The 16,706-nt window shown below is 72.3% G+C and carries 19 protein-coding genes; 11 read left to right on the plus strand and 8 right to left on the minus strand.

Annotated features, from left to right (window positions below; all coding sequences use genetic code 11):
- On the minus strand, window positions 1–504 hold a 504-nt coding region (locus tag D3A59_RS26105; RefSeq protein ID WP_240635881.1), incomplete at its 3' end, for a cbb3-type cytochrome c oxidase subunit I.
- A gap of 282 nt (window positions 505–786) precedes the next feature.
- Between D3A59_RS26105 and D3A59_RS01295 the strand changes: the two genes are divergently transcribed.
- Genes D3A59_RS01295 through D3A59_RS01310 form a run of 4 tightly spaced genes read left to right on the plus strand, consistent with a single transcriptional unit; the run spans window position 787 to window position 2,522 of the window.
- A complete protein-coding gene (locus tag D3A59_RS01295) occupies window positions 787–1,014 on the plus strand; it encodes a hypothetical protein (protein ID WP_119153130.1) in 228 nt (75 codons plus the stop codon).
- A 2-nt stretch (window positions 1,015–1,016) separates the two neighbouring features.
- The gene (gene sdhC / locus D3A59_RS01300; RefSeq protein WP_119153131.1) at window positions 1,017–1,463 is read left to right on the plus strand and encodes a succinate dehydrogenase, cytochrome b556 subunit; all 447 of its coding nucleotides are present in this window, start codon (window positions 1,017–1,019) and stop codon (window positions 1,461–1,463) included.
- A 4-nt stretch (window positions 1,464–1,467) separates the two neighbouring features.
- Window positions 1,468–1,809, plus strand: coding sequence for a succinate dehydrogenase, hydrophobic membrane anchor protein (gene sdhD, locus D3A59_RS01305; RefSeq protein WP_119153132.1), 342 nt, complete (start codon window positions 1,468–1,470; stop codon window positions 1,807–1,809).
- Window positions 1,810–1,826: 17 nt separating this feature from the next.
- The gene (locus D3A59_RS01310; RefSeq protein WP_119153133.1) at window positions 1,827–2,522 is read left to right on the plus strand and encodes a succinate dehydrogenase iron-sulfur subunit; all 696 of its coding nucleotides are present in this window, start codon (window positions 1,827–1,829) and stop codon (window positions 2,520–2,522) included.
- A 51-nt stretch (window positions 2,523–2,573) separates the two neighbouring features.
- On the opposite strand, the gene D3A59_RS01315 is transcribed toward D3A59_RS01310, so the two are convergent.
- The gene (locus tag D3A59_RS01315) at window positions 2,574–3,644 is read right to left on the minus strand and encodes an NAD(P)-dependent alcohol dehydrogenase (protein ID WP_119153134.1); all 1,071 of its coding nucleotides are present in this window, start codon (window positions 3,642–3,644) and stop codon (window positions 2,574–2,576) included.
- Between the two features lie 103 nt (window positions 3,645–3,747).
- Between D3A59_RS01315 and D3A59_RS01320 the strand changes: the two genes are divergently transcribed.
- The gene (locus D3A59_RS01320; RefSeq protein ID WP_119153135.1) at window positions 3,748–4,740 is read left to right on the plus strand and encodes an LLM class flavin-dependent oxidoreductase; all 993 of its coding nucleotides are present in this window, start codon (window positions 3,748–3,750) and stop codon (window positions 4,738–4,740) included.
- A gap of 62 nt (window positions 4,741–4,802) precedes the next feature.
- Window positions 4,803–5,702 (plus strand): EamA family transporter, encoded by a 900-nt coding sequence (locus D3A59_RS01325; protein WP_119153136.1) that lies wholly within the window; start codon window positions 4,803–4,805, stop codon window positions 5,700–5,702.
- Here the strand turns inward: D3A59_RS01325 and D3A59_RS01330 are convergent.
- Window positions 5,635–5,928, minus strand: a complete 294-nt coding sequence (locus D3A59_RS01330; protein WP_119153137.1) for a YlcI/YnfO family protein — start codon at window positions 5,926–5,928, stop codon at window positions 5,635–5,637. The genes D3A59_RS01325 and D3A59_RS01330 overlap by 68 nt on opposite strands.
- Window positions 5,925–7,121, minus strand: a complete 1,197-nt coding sequence (locus tag D3A59_RS01335; RefSeq protein WP_119153138.1) for an amino acid aminotransferase — start codon at window positions 7,119–7,121, stop codon at window positions 5,925–5,927. The genes D3A59_RS01330 and D3A59_RS01335 overlap by 4 nt, the downstream gene beginning before the upstream one ends.
- A gap of 421 nt (window positions 7,122–7,542) precedes the next feature.
- Between D3A59_RS01335 and D3A59_RS01340 the strand changes: the two genes are divergently transcribed.
- Both D3A59_RS01340 and D3A59_RS01345 read left to right on the plus strand, forming a co-directional pair.
- On the plus strand, window positions 7,543–8,283 hold the full coding sequence (locus D3A59_RS01340) for a hypothetical protein (protein WP_119153139.1): 741 nt from the start codon (window positions 7,543–7,545) through the stop codon (window positions 8,281–8,283).
- Window positions 8,284–8,290: 7 nt separating this feature from the next.
- Complete coding sequence (locus tag D3A59_RS01345; protein WP_119153140.1) at window positions 8,291–9,313, plus strand: DUF6976 family protein; 1,023 nt, start codon at window positions 8,291–8,293, stop codon at window positions 9,311–9,313.
- A 32-nt stretch (window positions 9,314–9,345) separates the two neighbouring features.
- Here the strand turns inward: D3A59_RS01345 and D3A59_RS01350 are convergent, their stop codons facing one another.
- The 3 genes from D3A59_RS01350 to lplT form a co-directional block, all read right to left on the minus strand.
- The gene (locus D3A59_RS01350) at window positions 9,346–9,831 is read right to left on the minus strand and encodes a glutathione peroxidase (protein ID WP_119153141.1); all 486 of its coding nucleotides are present in this window, start codon (window positions 9,829–9,831) and stop codon (window positions 9,346–9,348) included.
- Between the two features lie 47 nt (window positions 9,832–9,878).
- Window positions 9,879–10,775: a DMT family transporter gene (locus D3A59_RS01355; RefSeq protein WP_119153142.1), complete on the minus strand. Its 897-nt coding sequence runs from the start codon at window positions 10,773–10,775 to the stop codon at window positions 9,879–9,881.
- A gap of 61 nt (window positions 10,776–10,836) precedes the next feature.
- Window positions 10,837–12,114: a lysophospholipid transporter LplT gene (lplT, locus tag D3A59_RS01360; protein ID WP_119153143.1), complete on the minus strand. Its 1,278-nt coding sequence runs from the start codon at window positions 12,112–12,114 to the stop codon at window positions 10,837–10,839.
- A 222-nt stretch (window positions 12,115–12,336) separates the two neighbouring features.
- Here lplT and alr point away from each other — a divergent pair, with 222 nt between their 5' ends.
- Together alr and D3A59_RS01370 are read left to right on the plus strand one after the other, a co-directional pair.
- A complete protein-coding gene (gene alr / locus D3A59_RS01365) occupies window positions 12,337–13,446 on the plus strand; it encodes an alanine racemase (protein ID WP_119153144.1) in 1,110 nt (369 codons plus the stop codon).
- A gap of 77 nt (window positions 13,447–13,523) precedes the next feature.
- Window positions 13,524–14,600: a calcium/sodium antiporter gene (locus tag D3A59_RS01370; protein WP_119153145.1), complete on the plus strand. Its 1,077-nt coding sequence runs from the start codon at window positions 13,524–13,526 to the stop codon at window positions 14,598–14,600.
- A 29-nt stretch (window positions 14,601–14,629) separates the two neighbouring features.
- Here the strand turns inward: D3A59_RS01370 and D3A59_RS01375 are convergent, their stop codons facing one another.
- Window positions 14,630–16,105 (minus strand): aminotransferase-like domain-containing protein, encoded by a 1,476-nt coding sequence (locus D3A59_RS01375; protein ID WP_170162266.1) that lies wholly within the window; start codon window positions 16,103–16,105, stop codon window positions 14,630–14,632.
- A gap of 181 nt (window positions 16,106–16,286) precedes the next feature.
- On the opposite strand from D3A59_RS01375, the gene D3A59_RS01380 reads away from it, so the two are divergent.
- Window positions 16,287–16,652: a DUF2917 domain-containing protein gene (locus D3A59_RS01380; protein WP_157991346.1), complete on the plus strand. Its 366-nt coding sequence runs from the start codon at window positions 16,287–16,289 to the stop codon at window positions 16,650–16,652.
- Window positions 16,653–16,706: the final 54 nt, after the last annotated feature.

Consider the following 16,706-nt stretch of genomic DNA (forward strand, 5'->3'; position numbering starts at 1 on the left):
GATGTGCAGCGCGAAGATCGCCATGTCCATCGACGGGCCCATCTGCAGCGTCAGCGGCGCGTAGATCGTCCAGCCCGCGCTCGGCGCGCCGCCGTCGGTGAAGAAGGAGGCCACCAGCAGGATCGCTGCGGGGATCGTCAGCCAGAAGCTGAAGTTGTTCATGCGCGCGAAGGCCATGTCGGAGGCGCCGATCTGCAGCGGCAGCATCCAGTTCGCGAAGCCGACGAAGGCCGGCATGATCGCGCCGAACACCATGATCAGCCCGTGCATCGTCACGAACTGGTTGTAGAGGTGGGGGTTGGCGATCTGCAGCCCGGGCTGGAACAGCTCGGCGCGGATCAGCAGCGCGAGCACGCCGCCGACCATGAACATGGTGAACGAGAACAGCAGGTAGAGCGTGCCGATGTCCTTGTGGTTGGTGGCGAACAGCCAGCGCCGCCAGCCGTGCGGGTGCTCGTGGTGCTCGTCGTGTGCGGCGTCGTGCGCGGGTGCAAGCGTGGTCATCGGGGTTCCTCCTGCCCGGGTGCCGGAATGGCCCTGCTCGCGGCGGGCAAGAGATGTGCCCCCGCCCCCCGTGACGCGGGCCGCCCACCGCTCGCGACGCAGCGCCCCGGGAGGGGCCGCGCCGGCCAGGCAGGCGCGTCGCCGCAGGAGGAGGCGCCCGCTGTAAGGGCTACCGAAGGCTCGCGAATTTCCACGCCCGCCTTTCAAGCCGCGGCAGGCCTTGCGGGAACGCCGCTTGCCGCTGCCGCGATGCCCCACCTTCCCTGCGACAGGAGAATGCGCATGAAGCCTTCCGACGAATCCTCCCGTCCCGCCGCCCCCGGCTCCGCGGAGCCGCGCGACGCGAGCGGCGGGCGCGTGTCGCCGCGCTCCAACGAGGCCGGCAGCGGCAACACGTTGGGTGACGGCCGCACGGCCGGCGGCGACTACAACGCCGAGCAGCGGGACGAGCTTGCCGACGACCGGGACGGCCCCGGGGCCGAGGGCGGCGACTCCGGCGGGGGCGACTGATCATGGCCACCCGCGCTGACGAAGCCCTGCGCCCGGCGGCCGAGGACCCGGGGGGGCCGCGCCGCCTGTCCGCGCACACCAAGCGGCCGGTGTTCCTCAACCCGCTGCAGACCAAGCTGCCGGTGACCGCGACGGTGTCGCTCGCGCACCGCATCAGCGGCGCGCTGCTGGTGCTCGCGCTGCCGTTCACGGTGGCCGCGCTCGAGCGCTCGCTCGCCAGCGCCGAGGGCTATGCGCGCCTCGCCGCGGTGTTCGGCCACCCGCTCATGCAGTTGCTGCTGCTGCTCGCGACCTGGTCGGTGGCGCATCACGTCGCCGCCGGCGTGCGCCACCTGCTGTTCGACGTCGGCGTCGGCACGCGCTACGGCGCCTCGCGCCAGAGCGCCTGGGCGGTGCACGCGATCGCCCTGCTCGCGACGCTCGCGGCCGCGCTGGCCCTGTGGAGCTGAGGCGATGGCGATACGGACCTTCACCGGCATGCGCGCCTGGACGGTGCAGCGCGTCAGCGCGCTCTACCTGCTGCTCTTCACCGTCGGCTTCCTCGTCGCGCTGCTGCTGCAGCGGCCCGCCGGCTTCGAGGCCTGGCGCGCCTGGGTGCTGCAGCCCGGCATGCGGCTGGCGCTGCTGATGTTCTTCGTCGCGGTGGCCTTCCATGCCTGGGTCGGCGTGCGCGACATCACGCTCGACTACGTCAAGTCGCTGCCGCTGCGCGCCGTCGTGCTGTCGCTCGCCGCCGGGGGCCTGCTCGCCTCGGTCGGGTGGGCCGCGCTCGTGCTGCTGCAGTCCCGAAGCTGAAGGAAGAAGGGAATCCAATGCGCCTGTCGATCTACCGCTACGTGCCGGACAGCGACGACCGTCCCCGCATGCAGGACTACGACATCGAGCCCGGTCCGCACGACCGCATGCTGCTCGACCTGCTGCAGCGCGTGAAGGAGCAGGACCCGAGCTTCAGCTACCGCCGCTCCTGCCGCGAGGGCGTGTGCGGCTCGGACGCGATGAACATCAACGGCAGGAACGGCCTGGCCTGCCTGACCAACGTGTCGCGGCTGAAGGAGCCGGTGGTGCTGCGGCCGTTGCCGGGCTTCCCGGTGATCCGCGACCTGATCGTCGACATGAGCCGCTTCTTCGCGCAGTACCACTCGATCCGGCCCTACGTGATCGACGAGGGGCCGATGCCGGAGAAGGAGCGGCTGCAGACGCCCGAGGAGCGCGACTCGCTCAACGGCCTGTACGAGTGCATCCTGTGCGCCTGCTGCTCGGGCCAGTGCCCGTCCTACTGGTGGAACCCGGAGCAATTCCTCGGGCCCGCGGTGCTGCTGCAGGCCAGCCGCTTCATCGCCGACAGCCGCGACCACGCCACCGAGGAGCGCCTCGAGCAGCTCAACGACGTCTACAAGATGTTCCGCTGCCGCGTCATCCTCAACTGCGCCGACGTCTGCCCCAAGGGCCTGAACCCGGGCCGCGCGATCGAGGGCATCCGCCGCCAGATGCTGATCCGCAGCATCTGACGGCGTGGTGGCGACCGCCGGGGGGCCGGCCCGGCCGCCTGCCACCCCGCCTCAGGCCGCCTGTGCCGGCTCCTGCTTCAGCGTCGCCATGTCGATCACGAAGCGGTACTTCACGTCGCCCTTGAGCATGCGCTCGTAGGCCTCGTTGATCTGCGACATCGCGATCGTCTCGATGTCGCTGACGATGCCGTGCGCGGCGCAGAAGTCGAGCATCTCCTGCGTCTCGGCAATGCCCCCGATCAGCGAGCCGGCGATGCGCCGGCGCCGGAAGATCAGGTTGAACACGTCGGGCGAGGGGTGCGGCTCGCCCGGCGCGCCCACCAGCACCATCGTCGCGTCGCGCTTGAGCAGCACGAGGAAGGCGTCGAGGTCGTGCGGCGCGGCCACCGTGTTGAGGATCAGGTCGAAGCTGCCGGCGTGCGCGGCCATCTGGTCCGCGTCGCGCGACACCACCACCTCGTCGGCGCCGAGCCGCCTCGCGTCCTCCGCCTTGCCCGGCGAGGTGGTGAAGAGCACGACCTGCGCGCCCATCGCGTGCGCGATCTTCACCGCCATGTGGCCGAGCCCGCCCAGGCCCACCACGCCGACCTTCCGCCCCGGGCCGGCGCCCCAGTGGCGCAGCGGCGAGTAGGTCGTGATGCCCGCGCACAGCAGCGGCGCGACCGCGGCGAGGTTCTCCGCGTGTGAGATGCGCAGCACGAAGTCCTCCCGCACGACGATCGTTTCCGAGTAGCCGCCGTAGGTGTTGGCGCCGCTGCCCTGCTCCGGGCCGTTGTAGGTGCCGGTGAAGCCGGTCTCGCAGTACTGCTCCAGCCCCTCGCGGCAGGCGCCGCAGTGCCGGCAGCTGTCGACCATGCAGCCGACGCCGGCGAGGTCGCCGACCTTGAAGCGCGTCACCTCGTCGCCCGTCGCGATGACGCGGCCGACGATCTCGTGCCCCGGCACCGAGGGGTAGAGCGTGTTGTGCCACTCGTTGCGCGCGGTGTGCAGGTCGGAATGGCACACGCCGCAGTAGAGGATGTCGATCTGCACGTCGCGCGGGCCGGGCGGGCGGCGCACGAAGCCGAAGAGGGCGAGCGGGGCGGTCGCGTGCTGCGCCGCGTAGCCGCGGGTCTGGATCATGGAAAGGCTCCTCGCGTCGGGAAGATGGCAGGGGGCCGCATCGGCGGCAGGGTGTAGCAGCGGGGCAAGCGCCCTGCCCGGCGCGCCGTGCCATATTCGGCGCATGATTCCCTTTTCCGTCCTGGACCTCTGCCCCATCGTCGAAGGCGGCGACGCCGCACAGTCCTTCCGCCGCTCGGTCGACCTCGCGCAGCACTGCGAACGCTGGGGTTTCGACCGCTTCTGGCTCGCCGAGCACCACAGCATGCCCGGCATCGCGAGCGCCGCCACCGCGGTCGTGATCGGCCACGTGGCCGGCGCGACGTCGACGATCCGCGTCGGCGCCGGCGGCGTGATGCTGCCCAACCACTCGCCGCTCGTGGTCGCAGAGCAGTTCGGCACGCTCGAGTCGCTCTACCCGGGGCGCATCGACCTCGGGCTCGGCCGCGCGCCGGGCTCCGACCCCGCGACCGCGCGCGCGCTGCGCCGCGACCAGGGCTTCGACGCCGCCGATCAGTTCCCGCGCGACGTGGTCGAGCTGATCAACTACTTCCGGGCGGCGCAGCCCGGGCAGGCGGTGCGCGCGGTGCCGGGCGAGGGCCTCGCGATCCCGGTGTGGATCCTCGGCTCGAGCCTGTTCGGCGCGCAGCTCGCCGCGATGCTCGGCCTGCCCTACGCCTTCGCGTCGCACTTCGCGCCGGCGCTGCTGATGCAGGCCCTCGAGATGTACCGGCGCCACTTCCGCCCCTCGGCGCAGCTCGAGCGGCCCTACGTGATGCTCGGCTTCAACGTCTTCGCCGCCGACAGCGACGAGGAGGCGCGGCTGCTGGCGAGCTCGATGCAGCAGGCCTTCGTGGACCTGCGCAGCGGCCGCGCGCGCCGGCTGCAGCCGCCGGTGGCGGACTACGAGCGCGGCCTCCCGGCTGCGGAGCAGGCGATGCTCGCGCAGACCCTGTCGTGCTCGGCGATCGGCTCGCCGGACACGGTGCGCCGGCAGATCGGGGACTTCGTCGCGCGCACCGGCGCCGACGAGCTGATGATCACCTCGCAGATCTTCGACCACGCGGCGCGGCTGCGCTCCTACGAGATCGTCTCGGGGCTGCGCTCGCCCGGCTGAAGCGGCGTCAGCGTCGCGGCAGACCGGTCTGGATAAACTGCCCGGTTCACCCGCTGCGACCCATGCCCCTGCCCCACCTGCTGCTCGCCCTGGCCGTCGTGTTCGTCTGGGGCACCAACTTCGTCGTGATCAAGTGGGGCCTGGCCGAGCTGCCGCCCTTCCTGTTCGCGACGCTGCGCTTCGCCGCCTCGTCGCTGCCCTTCCTGCTGTTCGTGCGCCGCCCGGCGGTGCCCTTGTACAAGCTCGCCGCCTTCGGCGTGCTGCTCGGCGCCGGGCAGTTCGGGCTGCTGTTCTACGCGATGCGCGCCGACATCTCGCCGGGCCTGGCCTCGCTCGTGATCCAGACGCAGGTCTTCTTCACGATCGGGCTGGCGATGCTGCTGTCGGGCGAGCGCATCCGGCGGCTGCAGCTCGCCGCGCTGGCGCTTGCGGTGGCGGGCATGGCGGTGATCGCCACGCACCTCAATGCGAGCGTCACCGCCACCGGCTTCGTGCTGGTGCTGCTGGCGGCGCTGTCGTGGGCGGCGGCGAACCTGGTGGTGCGCAGCGCCGGCCGCGTCGATGCGCTGAGCTTCATGGTCTGGTCGAGCCTCTTTGCGGTGCCGCCGCTGGTGTCGCTGAGCGTGGTGTTCGACAACCCGCACGTCGCGCTGCGCGGGCTGCAGCAGGCCGGCTGGCTGGCGTGGAGCACGGTGGCCTGGCAGGCGATCGGCAACACGCTGTTCGGCTACGCCGCCTGGAACTGGCTGCTCGCGCGCTATCCCGCGGCCACCGTCACGCCGATGGCGCTGCTGGTGCCGGTGTTCGGCATCGGCGCCTCGGTGCTGGCCTTCGGCGAGCCGCTGCCCGCGTGGAAGCTCGTCGCCGCCGGGCTCGTGATCGGCGGGCTCGCGCTCAACGTGCTGGGGAGCCGCCAGCCGAAGCCGCCGGTGCCGGCGCAGCAAGCGGGCGAACGTCCCTGAGCCAGGCGTCGAGCTGCCCGAGCAGCTCGTCGGCGGCATGCCGGCGGCCGGCGGGCGGCGCCGGCTCCGGCACGAGGGCGCTTTCCGCCGCCGGCGCGCGCCGGCGCTCCAGCTGCTGCCGCACCGCGGCCTCGACGAAGGCGGCGAGGCTCTCGCCCTCGCGCAGCACCTGCCGCACCGCCGCGCACAGCTCGCCCGGCACGGGGAAGGACTGCGGCTCGCTCACGCGCCGAGCACCGCCGCCATCGCCACCGCCGTCTGCTCGACGTTGGCCGAGTTCAGGCCCGCGACGCACATGCGGCCCGAGCGCACTAGGTAGACCGCGTGCTCCTCGCGCAGCCGGTCGACCTGCGCGGCCGACAGCCCGGTGTAGCTGAACATGCCGCACTGCGTCAGGAAGTAGCCGAAATCGCGGCCCGGCAGCTTGGCCGAGAGGACGCGGTGCAGCTCGGCGCGCATCGCCTGGATGCGCCCTCTCATGCCGGCGAGCTCCGCCTCCCAGTTCGCGCGCAGCACCGGGGTCTGCAGCACGCGCGCGACGATCTGGCCGCCGTGCGTCGGCGGGCTGGAGTAGTTGCGCCGGATCGCCACCTGCAGCTGGCCCAGCACCAGCGCCGCCTGTGCCGCGTCGGGGCAGACCACGCTCAGGCCGCCGCAGCGCTCGCCGTAGAGCGAGAAGCTCTTCGAGAAGCTGTTGGCGACGAACAGGCTCGCGCCCGCGTCGGCGAGCGCGCGGATCGCGAAGGCGTCCTCGTCGATGCCGTCGCCGAAGCCCTGGTAGGCGATGTCGACGTAGGGGATCAGCCGCCGCGCGACGATCACCGGGACCAGCCGCGCCCACTGCTCGCGCGTCAGGTCGACCCCGGTCGGGTTGTGGCAACAGGCATGCAGCAGCACGATGCTCTGCTCGGGCAGCGCCTCGAAGGCCGCGAGCATCTCGTCGAAGCGCAGCCCGCCGGTGGCCGCGTCGTAGTACGGATAGGTGTTCACCTGGAAGCCCGCGCCCTCGAACATCGCGCGGTGGTTGTCCCAGGTCGGATCGCTTACCCAGACCTGCGAGTCCGGGAAGTAGCGCTTGAGGAAGTCGCCGCCGACCTTCAGCGCGCCGGAGCCGCCGATGGTCTGGATCGTCGCGACGCGGCCGGACTGCACCGCCTCGTGGCTGCGGCCGAACAGCAGGTGCTGCACCGCCTCGCGGTAGTTCGCCGCGCCCACCATCGGCAGGTAGGGCTTCGGGCCGATCGCGGCGAGCAGCTCGCCCTCGGCCTGGCGCACCGCCTCCATCACCGGCAGGCGGCCGGCATCGTCGAAGTAGATGCCGATGCTGAGGTTGATCTTGTTCGGCCGCGGGTCGCGCCCGAAGGCTTCGTTGAGGGTGAGGATCGGGTCGCCCGCGTAGGGGTCAACGTGCTCGAACATGGCTCATGTCTCTCCAGGGTGGACCGGGGATTATCGGCCGAGTGCCCCGCCCGCCCGGCGACGCATCGCCGGCACCCCCGCCGCGGGCGGCTTCCCGCCACTGATCCAGCCGGCAACGCTGTTTCATATGGATACAAGAGGGTGCTCCTTCCCGGGAACGGCGCCTGGGGTGATCTCGGATTGCCTTGCGGCCGGCCAGCATCCCTAGACGACGCGGCTGCGCTGCCGACACGGCAGGGACCAGCCCGATCCGTGATCTTTTCCACGCTTTCCGGCGCCGGCTCCCCGGCGCGGCGGAGCCGACCGCTCGGGCGGCCCCGGGCTTGCAACCGCGCCCCCTGCAACAGAAGGTGGGCCGGAGCCCGCCGGCGAACCGCCGGCGCGCAAGCCCGGACCCATCGCCCACCGAAGGAGACAGCCGATGACGGGGATCGACAAGGCGCTGCTGCGCCATCTGCTGGCGGTCGAGGGACCGTGGGAGGTCAGCGACTACCAGCTCGACCTGCGCAAGCGCCGCTGCGAGGTCTGGATCGGGCCGCAGGTCGAGCGCGGCTGGTTCGGGCGGCCGAAGGCTCTCGCCGCCGCGCTGCAGACGCACACCTGGCAGCACCTGTCCTTCGGCGGGCTGCGCTTCGTCGTGCACGCCTCGCTGCCGGCGGGACTTGCCGAGGCGCAGCGCCAGCCTTGGATGGGCGAGCCCGGCCTGCCCTTCACCACGGCGCTGGCGCGGCAGGTGTTCGCCTTCTTCAACGAGGGCGTGCCGCTGCGCTCGGTCTGCACGCTGCTCGGCCTGTCGCTCAACGACGTCTGGCACTACCGGCACGCGCTCGACACGGGCCGCGCGCACGTGCAGTCGGCTCCCGCGCCGGCCGAGTCCGCAGCGCCGGCGAGCGCCGCGCTGCCGCCCGAGGTGGCGCAGGACGCCGGCTCGGGCCGCGTGCCGGAGCCGGGCGACCCGATCTGGCTGCGGCTGGCCAGCGGCGAGCTGCAGCTCGACATCCGCGTGCTGAGCCTGAAGCTGATGCTCGCGCGCGTGCGCTCGCAGCTCGACGTGATCTCCGACGAGGAGGTGCGGCAGCTGAAGCTGCGCGAGCTGCACCGCTACTTCGTCAAGAACGAGCGGGTGCTGTCGCACGAGCTCTCGCAACTGAGAATGGGATGAGGCCCGCATGAACGCACGCAACCCCGCCGCGCCGCTGCCGGCCACCGGCGCCCTGATGTCCGTCGACGAGGCCGCGGCGCGGCTGCGCGGCGGCGGCTTCCACTGCGTCGCCGGCGAGGAGGCGCTGCTGCGCCGGCTGCCGCGTGGCCGCTGGATCGGCGGCACGATCCCCTACTTCATGGGCCAGGAAGGCGGCCGCACCACGCGCGAGCAGGTCTTCGTCACCACGCTGCCGGACGGCGCGCTCGCGCCCTCCGTCCGCTGGTACGACGCCGCCGGGCTCGCGAACGTCTGCGTCGACGCGCCGGACAACGGCTTCTCGCTCGTCATCATCCCCGCCTTCTCGGCGATCCATTCGCGCTTCGCACGCGAGGCGCCGCAGTACGAGGACATGTACCTGAAGCCGCTGCTCGGCTGGATCGCCGGCCTGCACCTCGACGACCTGGGGCGCCGCGCGCCGCTGGTCGTCAACGGCGAGACCGGCGAGCTCTGCGGCGAGCGCGCGGTGGTGATGCACGTCCCGCTGCCCGACGACCGGGTGGCGCACCTCGACATCGTCAACCTGTTCCGCCAGGGCGACGGCGACCGCATCCGCTTCACCGAGCCCGGCTTCCACGCGCACGACTGCCTCGTCAACGGCCGCCCGGTGAACTTCGCCGACTACCTCGCGCAGAACGGGATCGACACGCGCTGGCCCTTGGTGGCCGACTACGCGGGCGCGATGGTCAACGTGTCCTTCAAGGGCGTGGACGCGGAGCAGCGGCGCGTGGACTTCTACGCGCCGGTGTTCGACGACGCCGAGTACCGGCTCGCCGCGCCGGTGGAGGACTACCAGCGCGCCTTCGCCGCCGCGATGCCCGGCGGCGGCGCGTCCGTCGCGTGGAGTTGCAACTGCATCCTGAACTACCTGTACTCGGGGCTGGAGGGGCAGCGCACCGGCGCGATCACCGGGCCGATGACCTTCGGCGAGATCGCCTACCAGCTGCTCAACCAGACGATGGTGGTGCTGTCGGCCGACTGGCTCGACTGAGTGAGGCCGGGCGCGCGACGCGCCCGCCGCGCTCAGCCGAGCGCCGCCTCGATGTCGCGCGCGAGCGCCTCGGGCCGGTGCATCGGCGCGTAGCGCCCGAGCACGCGGCCGTCGCGCCCGACCAGGAACTTGGTGAAGTTCCACTTGACCGCCCGGGTGCCGAGCACGCCGGGCTTCTCCTCGCTGAGCCAGCGCCACAGCGGATGGGCGCCGGGGCCCTTGACCTCGACCTTGGCCATCATCGGGAAGCTCACGCCGTAGTTGCGCTGGCAGAAGCCGGTGATCTCGGCCTCGCTGCCCGGATCCTGCGCGCCGAACTGGTTGCAGGGAAAGCCCAGCACCACCAGCCCGCGCTCGCGGTAGCGCTGCCAGAGCTGCTCCAGCCCCGCGAACTGCGGCGTGAAGCCGCAGGCGCTCGCGGTGTTGACGAGCAGCAGCACCCGGCCGCGGTAGTCGGCCAGGCGCACCGGGCGGCCGTCGATGCCGACGGCCTCGAAGTCGTGGAAGCGTACGGACATGGAGGCTCTCCCGAAGGAACTGGAAGGCAGGGATCCTAGCCGGTGCGTCAATGGCCGGACTGCGGCTCGAGCCAGGACAGCGCGGCGGCCGCGAGGATCAGCGCGCCGCCGAGCAGCGTCGCGCCGCCGAGCACGGCGCTGCCGAGCAGCACCGCGGACACCGACGCGAACACCACCTCGACGAGCATCACCACCGCGGTGACGTTGGCCGGCAGCCGCGCCGCGCCGTACTGCAGCGCGAGGTTGCTCAGCAGGAAGGCGACGGCGAGCAGCAGCGCCGGCAGCAGCCACGCGGCCTGCGGCAGCGGCGGCCAGGACGCGCGGCCCGCGCCGACGAGCAGCGACGCGACGAGGCCGGCCACCAGCGCGCCGCCGACGAACATCGCCAGCGCGCGCTGCTCCTGCGGCCGGTGGCCCTCGCGGCGCAGCATCACGTTGTTGAGCGCGAAGGCGAAGCCGCCGAGCAGCCCGAGCCAGTCCGCCAGCCCCTGCGGCAGCGGCAGCCCCTGCCCCTCGGGCCTGAGCACGATCGCCGCGCCACCGAGCGCGAGCGCGACGCGCGCCACCGACAGCGGCGTCAGCCGCTCGCCGAGCAGCAGCCGTGCGAGCACCACCGCCCACAGCGGCATCAGGTAGAACAGCAGCACCACCCGCACCACGTCGCCGATGCTCACCGCCCAGTTGAAGGCGGCGTTGGTCGTGCCCGAGGCCAGCACCAGCACCCACAGCGCCGGCACCGACAGCGCCTCGCGCAGCGCGCGCGGCCGCCACGCGGCGATGCCCAGCACCGCGACGAGGTAGATCAGCACGGTGGACCACAGCGGGTGCAGGCCGAGATCCTGCAGCGTGCGGAAGGGCCACCAGGACACGCCCCACACGAAGGCGTTGAACATCAGCGCCAGCACGGGCAGCGCGAGCGGGGCGGCGGGAAGGGGTCGGGTCATCGGAAGAGGAGGCGCAAGCCGCCCGGCGCACAGGCGCGGGGCGGCGCAAACGGGTCGGGGATCAGTGCCGGTCGGCGCGAGCGATTGCGAGCAGGCGCTCGACCTCGGCGGAGTGGCTCACGGCGTTGCACTCGTGCCAGCGGCGGATCGCCCACATCACCGCGGCGACCACCACGCCGAACAGCGTGATCGCGCCGAAGGCCGACAGCCCGATCAGCGTCGAGCCGGCGTAGAAGGCGCCGAGCAGCAGGATGCACAACTGCTCGTTGAAGTTCTGCACCGCGATCGAGCGGCCCGCGCCCATCAGGTTGTGGCCGCGGTGCTGCAGCAGCGCGTTCATCGGCACCACCAGGTAGCCGCCGAGCGCGCCGAGCAGGATCAGGAAGGGCACCGCAACCCAGACGTTCTCGATCAGGTTCATGCCGATCACGAGCACGCCCATCGTGATGCCCAGCGGGATCACGCGCGTGGCGTGCTCGAGCCTCACGCGCATCGACGCGAACACCGCACCGGCGGCGGTGCCGATCGCCACCACGCCGACCAGCGACGAGGCCTGCGTGGTGGTGTAGCCGAGCGCGGCGGCGGCCCAGGCGAGCACGATGTAGCGCAGGTTGCCCGAGACGCCCCAGAACAGCGTCGTCGTCGCCAGCGAGATCTGGCCGAGCCGGTCGCGCCACAGCCGCTGGTTGCATGCGGCGAAGTCGCGGCTCATCGCGACGAAGGTGCAGGGCAGCGGCTGCAGCGGCGCCTCGGTGCGCGGGATGCGCAGGTTGAAGAGCGCGGCGACGAGGTAGAGCGTGATGAGCGCGGCGATCGCCGCCTCAGGCGCCGACTCGATGCCGGTGTCGACGAGCGGCAGGTCGAAGGCGAGCAGCGCCTGCGAGACCGCCGGGCCGACGAGCTGGCCGCCGAGCAGCACGCCGAGGATGATCGAGCCGATCGTCAGCCCCTCGATCCAGCCGTTGGCCTTGACGAGCTGCGAGGGCGGCAGCAGCTCGGTGAGGATGCCGTACTTGGCCGGCGAGTAGGCGGCGGCGCCGAGGCCGACGATCGCGTAGGACAGCAGCGGGTGCACGCCGAACAGCATCATCAGGCAGCCCGCGACCTTGATGGTGTTCGAGATGAACATCACCCGCCCCTTGGGGATGCAGTCGGCGAAGGCGCCGACGAAGGGGGCGAGCACGACGTAGAACAGCGCGAACATCGGCACCAGCGCGGCGCGCTGCCATTCGCCGGAGCCCGACGCGCGCAGCAGCTCGACGGCGGCCACGAACAGTGCGTTGTCGGCCAGCGAGCTGAAGAACTGCGCCGACATGATCGTGTAGAAGCCTCGTTTCATTCCATGCGTTCTGGTTCTGATTCGCGGCTTCCGGCCTGCTGTTGTGCCCCCTTCGTCAGGCCCGGCCACCCCGGCAAGGATGGGGGGCGGGCCTGAGCGCCCGGGTTTATAGCACGCCCTCCGGGGCTTGCGGCCCCCGGGTCGGCCCCAGTGCGCCGTGGCCGCACGCAGGCGGAATCGGCGTGAAATCCGCCCGCCGCGACCCACTGGCAGAATCGCCGCATGCCCCGCCCGATCCGCGCCCTGATCCACACCGACGCCCTCGCCCGCAACCTGCAGCGCGCCCGCCGCGCGGCACCCGACGCACGCGTGTGGGCGGTGGTGAAGGCCAACGCCTACGGCCACGGCATCGAGCGCGCCTACGCCGGGCTGCAGGGCGCCGACGGCTTCGCGCTGCTCGACCTCGCCGAGGCCGAGCGCGTGCGCGCGCTCGGCTGGCGCGGCCCGATCCTGCTGCTCGAGGGCTGCTTCGAGCCGCGCGACCTGGAGCTGTGCTCGCGACTGAACCTGTGGCACGTGATCCACCGCGACGCGCAGATCGACTGGCTCGCGACGCACAAGACCACCTGGCCGCAGCGCGTGTTCCTGAAGGTCAACACCGGCATGAACCGGCTCGGCTTCGCGCCCGCCGAGGCGCGCAGCGCCTGGCTGCGGCTGTCGGGGCTGACGCAGGTCGACGAGATCTCGCTGATGACGCACTTCTCCGACGCGGACACCGGCCGCGGCATCGCGCACCAGGTGGCGGCCTTCGAGGCGGCCTGCGGCGACCTGCCGGGCGAGCGCTCGCTCTCCAACAGCGCCGCGACGCTGCGCTTCGCGCCGGACCACCCGGCCGTGCGCGCCGACTGGGTGCGCCCAGGCATCATGGTCTACGGCTCCTCGCCCGACTTCCCCGCGCACTCGATCGAGGACTGGGAGCTGCGGCCGACGATGACGCTCGAGAGCGAATTGATCGCGGTGCAGCGGCTGCAGGCCGGCGACACGGTCGGCTACGGCAGCCGCTTCGTCGCCGAGGCGCCGATGCGCATCGGGGTGGCGGCCTGCGGCTATGCGGACGGCTACCCGCGCCACTGCCCGGGCGACAACGAGCGCAGTACCCCGGTGCTGGTGGACGGCGTGCGCACGCGGCTGGTCGGCCGCGTGTCGATGGACATGATCACGGTGGACCTGACGCCGGTGCCCTCCGCGCAGCCCGGCAGCCGCGTGACGCTGTGGGGCGAGGGGCCGCGCGGCACGCGGCTGCCGATCGACGAGGTGGCGCAGGCCGCGGGCACCGTCGGCTACGAGCTGATGTGCGCGCTGGCGCCGCGCGTGCCGGTGCAGGTCCTGTAGCTCGCGGCGCCCTGCCGGCGCGTCGCTGCGCCGGGCTCCCGAGGCAATCCCGGAGAAGACGACGGAGGACGCGAACGATGAACCTGCTGCTGTTCCTGCTCGGACTCGGGGCGCTGCTGGCCGGCGCCGAACTGGTGGTGCGCGGCGCCTCGCGGCTGGCGCTCGCCTTCGGCGTCTCGCCTCTGGTGGTGGGGCTGACGATCGTCGCCTTCGGCACCAGCGCGCCGGAAATCGCGATCGCGGTGGGGGCGGCGCTCAAGGGCAGCGCCGACCTCGCCGTGGGCAACGTCGTCGGCAGCAACATCTTCAACGTGCTGTTCATCCTCGGGCTGTCGGCGCTGATCGCACCGCTCGTCGTGCACCTGCAGATCATCCGCCAGGAGGTGCCGTTCATGATCGGCGCGTCGCTGGTCGTTGCGGTGATGGCGCTCGACGGCGTGCTCGGCCTGTGGGATGCGACGCTGCTGTTCGGGCTGCTGCTCGCCTATGTCTTCTACCTGATCCGCCAGTCGCGCGCCGAGCCGCAGGAGACGGCGGCGGAGTTCGAGCGCGGCATGCCGCATGGCGGCTGGGACACGAAGCGCCCGGTGCAGCTGCTGATGGTGGTGGCGGGCGTCGCGCTGCTGGTGCTCGGCTCGCGCTGGCTGGTCGCCTCGGCGACCGCCTTCGCACAGGCGATCGGCGTGAGCGACCTCGTGATCGGGTTGACGATCGTCGCGGCCGGCACCTCGATGCCCGAGGTCGCGACCTCGGTGATGGCGGCGGTGCGCGGCGAGCGCGACATCGCGGTCGGCAACGTGATCGGCAGCAACATCTTCAACCTGCTCGGCTGCCTCGGGCTCGCCGGGCTGGCGGCCGGCGGGGACCTCTTGATCGCGCCGGCGGTGCTGCGCTTCGACTTGTGGGTGATGGTGGCGGTGGCGCTCGCCTGCCTGCCGGTCTTCATGACCGGCTTCCGCATCGGGCGCTGGGAGGGCGCGGTATTCCTGGGCTACTACGTCGCCTACACCGTCTACCTGATCCTCGCGGCGCAGCAGCACGATGCGCTGGAGGCGTTCTCGAACGTGATGCTCGGCTTCGTCGTGCCGATCACGATCATCACGCTGATGGTGCTGATGCTGCGCTGGATGAACCGCGACCGGCCCGACGCCTGAAGCGGCGCAGGCGCGGGCAGACCCCGGATTCAGGCCGGCGGCAGGCCCGCGTCGACGCCCGCGGGATCGGCCGCCAGTTCCGCCACGATCGCGCCCAGCCGCCGGATCGCCGCCTCCAGGCGCGGCGACCAGGGGTCTCCATACTGCAGCCGGATGAAGTGGTCGAAGCGCCGGCTGCAGCTGAAGGCCGCGCCGGGCGCGACGCCGATGTGCTCGCGCCGCGCGCGCTCGAACACCGCGCGCGAATCGATCCCGCGCGGCAGCTCGATCCACAGCATCAGCCCGCCCTGCGGCACGCTGAGCCGGCAGCCGGCCGGGAAATGGCGCGCGACCGCCTCGGCCATCTGCCGCATCTGCGTGCGCAACGCCGCGCGCAGCCGGCGCAGGTGGTGGTCGTAGCCGCCGTCGCGGATGAACTGTGCCAGTACCTCCTGCTGCAGCATCGGGCAGGCTACCGACGTGCGCCACTTCAGCCCCTGCGTCTTCAGGAAGTGCCGCCCCGGCGCGACCCAGCCGAGGCGGTAGCCCGGCGCCACCGTCTTCGTGAAGGCCGAGCACAGGATCACGTCGCCGTCCGGGTCGAAGCTGCGCAGCGCCGGCGGGCGCTGCTCGCCGAAGTGCAGCTCGCCGTAGATGTCGCTCTCGATCAGCGTGAAGCCGCGCTCGGCGGCGAGTCCGACCAGGCGGCGCTTGTGCGCCACCGGCATCAGGCTGCCGAGCGGATTCGGGAAGTTCGGCAGCAGCACGCAGGCGCGCACCGCACCGGGCTCCCGCGTCGCGAAGTCGAGCGCCTCGATCGACAGGCCGTCCCGTGGATGGCTCGGGATCTCCAGCGCGCGCATGCCCAGGCTCTCGATCACCTGCAGCAGGTGGAAGTAGGTCGGCGACTCGAGCGCGACCGTGTCGCCGGCGTTCGCGACCGCGCGCAGCGCGAGGTAGACCGCCTCCATGCCGCCGTTGGTGACGACGATCTCCTCGGGCCGCAGCTGCACCCCCGACGAGATCGCCCGGCGCGCGATCTCGCGCCGCAGCGCGGCGCTGCCCTCCATCCGGTAGCCGCTCGCGTATTCGGGGTGGCGGCGGTTGATGCCCGCCAGCAGGTGCTGCAGCTTGGCCTCGGGCAGCAGGGTGCGCGCGGGCGCCGCATGGAAGGACGGCAGCGCCTCGGGGTCCTCGACGACCCGCATGAACTCCTGCAGCACCGCGTCCACGCTGACGAAGGAGGCCTGCTCCATGCACGGATCGAGCCGCGGCTCGGGCAGCGGGGCGGGCGGCGTCGGGGCCACGAAATAGCCCGACCTCGGCCGCGCCTGCACGAGCGCCCGGTTCTCGAGCCAGCGGCAGGCCTGCAGCGCGGTGTTGAGGCTCACGTCGTGCTGCTGCGCGAGCCGGCGCACCGAGGGCAGGCGGTCGCCCGGTTGCAGCGCACCGCTCGCCATCGCGCGCTCGAGCAGGCCGGCGAGGCGCCGGTAGAGCGGGGCGGGGTCGTCGTGGGCAGCGTCCATGCAGGGCGATTGTCGCGGGCCGCCGGGCGGCGCGCACAGGTACAGATGGGCGGGGGAAGGACCGGCACAGTTGCGCGGCACGCGATCTGTTGCGGTGCGCTTCGTGCGGCCCTGCATCTGTGCGAGCGCGCGCCGCGCGGCAACACTGGAGACCGCTCGATTCCCTTCCAGGAGGCCCGCCATGCTCAGGTTCGAAACGCCCCTCGTGCTGCAACTGCAGGACGGCCAGCTGCTGCGCTGGGAGCAGCCCGACAGCGCCGTGCTTCGCGTCGAGGAGGGCCGGATCTGGCTGACCCGCGCCCACGACCCGCTCGACCATTTCCTAGAGGCCGGCGCCCGCTTCGTGCTGCGCCCCGGCGAGGCGGTGCTGATCGGCGCCGAGGGCCGCGCCCAGATCGGCCTGTCGGCGCTGCCCGGCCCCGCCGCCTGGCTGCTAGGCCGGCTGCGCGACGCCGCCGCGCGCTGGAGCGAGCGGCACCTCGGCGGACGCGCCGCGCCGCGCCTGCCGGGGCAGGCCGGAGAGACCCGCCGCCGCGTGGGTGCTTGACGCCGGCAGGGGAGCGTTCCCCCGCCCGACAATGCAGGCCCCCTCCACTTCCGG

Source organism: Caldimonas tepidiphila, assembly GCF_003569765.1.
GTDB lineage: Bacteria > Pseudomonadota > Gammaproteobacteria > Burkholderiales > Burkholderiaceae_C > Caldimonas > Caldimonas tepidiphila.

Coding starts and splice junctions, on each gene's coding strand:
- D3A59_RS01295 (WP_119153130.1), top strand. CDS start 787: ATGAAGCCTTCCGACGAATCCTCCCGTCCCGCCGCCCCCGGCTCCGCG.
- sdhC (WP_119153131.1), top strand. CDS start 1,017: ATGGCCACCCGCGCTGACGAAGCCCTGCGCCCGGCGGCCGAGGACCCG.
- sdhD (WP_119153132.1), top strand. CDS start 1,468: ATGGCGATACGGACCTTCACCGGCATGCGCGCCTGGACGGTGCAGCGC.
- D3A59_RS01310 (WP_119153133.1), top strand. CDS start 1,827: ATGCGCCTGTCGATCTACCGCTACGTGCCGGACAGCGACGACCGTCCC.
- D3A59_RS01315 (WP_119153134.1), bottom strand. CDS start 3,644: ATGATCCAGACCCGCGGCTACGCGGCGCAGCACGCGACCGCCCCGCTC.
- D3A59_RS01320 (WP_119153135.1), top strand. CDS start 3,748: ATGATTCCCTTTTCCGTCCTGGACCTCTGCCCCATCGTCGAAGGCGGC.
- D3A59_RS01325 (WP_119153136.1), top strand. CDS start 4,803: ATGCCCCTGCCCCACCTGCTGCTCGCCCTGGCCGTCGTGTTCGTCTGG.
- D3A59_RS01335 (WP_119153138.1), bottom strand. CDS start 7,121: ATGTTCGAGCACGTTGACCCCTACGCGGGCGACCCGATCCTCACCCTC.
- D3A59_RS01340 (WP_119153139.1), top strand. CDS start 7,543: ATGACGGGGATCGACAAGGCGCTGCTGCGCCATCTGCTGGCGGTCGAG.
- D3A59_RS01345 (WP_119153140.1), top strand. CDS start 8,291: ATGAACGCACGCAACCCCGCCGCGCCGCTGCCGGCCACCGGCGCCCTG.
- D3A59_RS01350 (WP_119153141.1), bottom strand. CDS start 9,831: ATGTCCGTACGCTTCCACGACTTCGAGGCCGTCGGCATCGACGGCCGC.
- D3A59_RS01355 (WP_119153142.1), bottom strand. CDS start 10,775: ATGACCCGACCCCTTCCCGCCGCCCCGCTCGCGCTGCCCGTGCTGGCG.
- lplT (WP_119153143.1), bottom strand. CDS start 12,114: ATGAAACGAGGCTTCTACACGATCATGTCGGCGCAGTTCTTCAGCTCG.
- alr (WP_119153144.1), top strand. CDS start 12,337: ATGCCCCGCCCGATCCGCGCCCTGATCCACACCGACGCCCTCGCCCGC.
- D3A59_RS01370 (WP_119153145.1), top strand. CDS start 13,524: ATGAACCTGCTGCTGTTCCTGCTCGGACTCGGGGCGCTGCTGGCCGGC.
- D3A59_RS01375 (WP_170162266.1), bottom strand. CDS start 16,105: ATGGACGCTGCCCACGACGACCCCGCCCCGCTCTACCGGCGCCTCGCC.
- D3A59_RS01380 (WP_157991346.1), top strand. CDS start 16,287: ATGCTCAGGTTCGAAACGCCCCTCGTGCTGCAACTGCAGGACGGCCAG.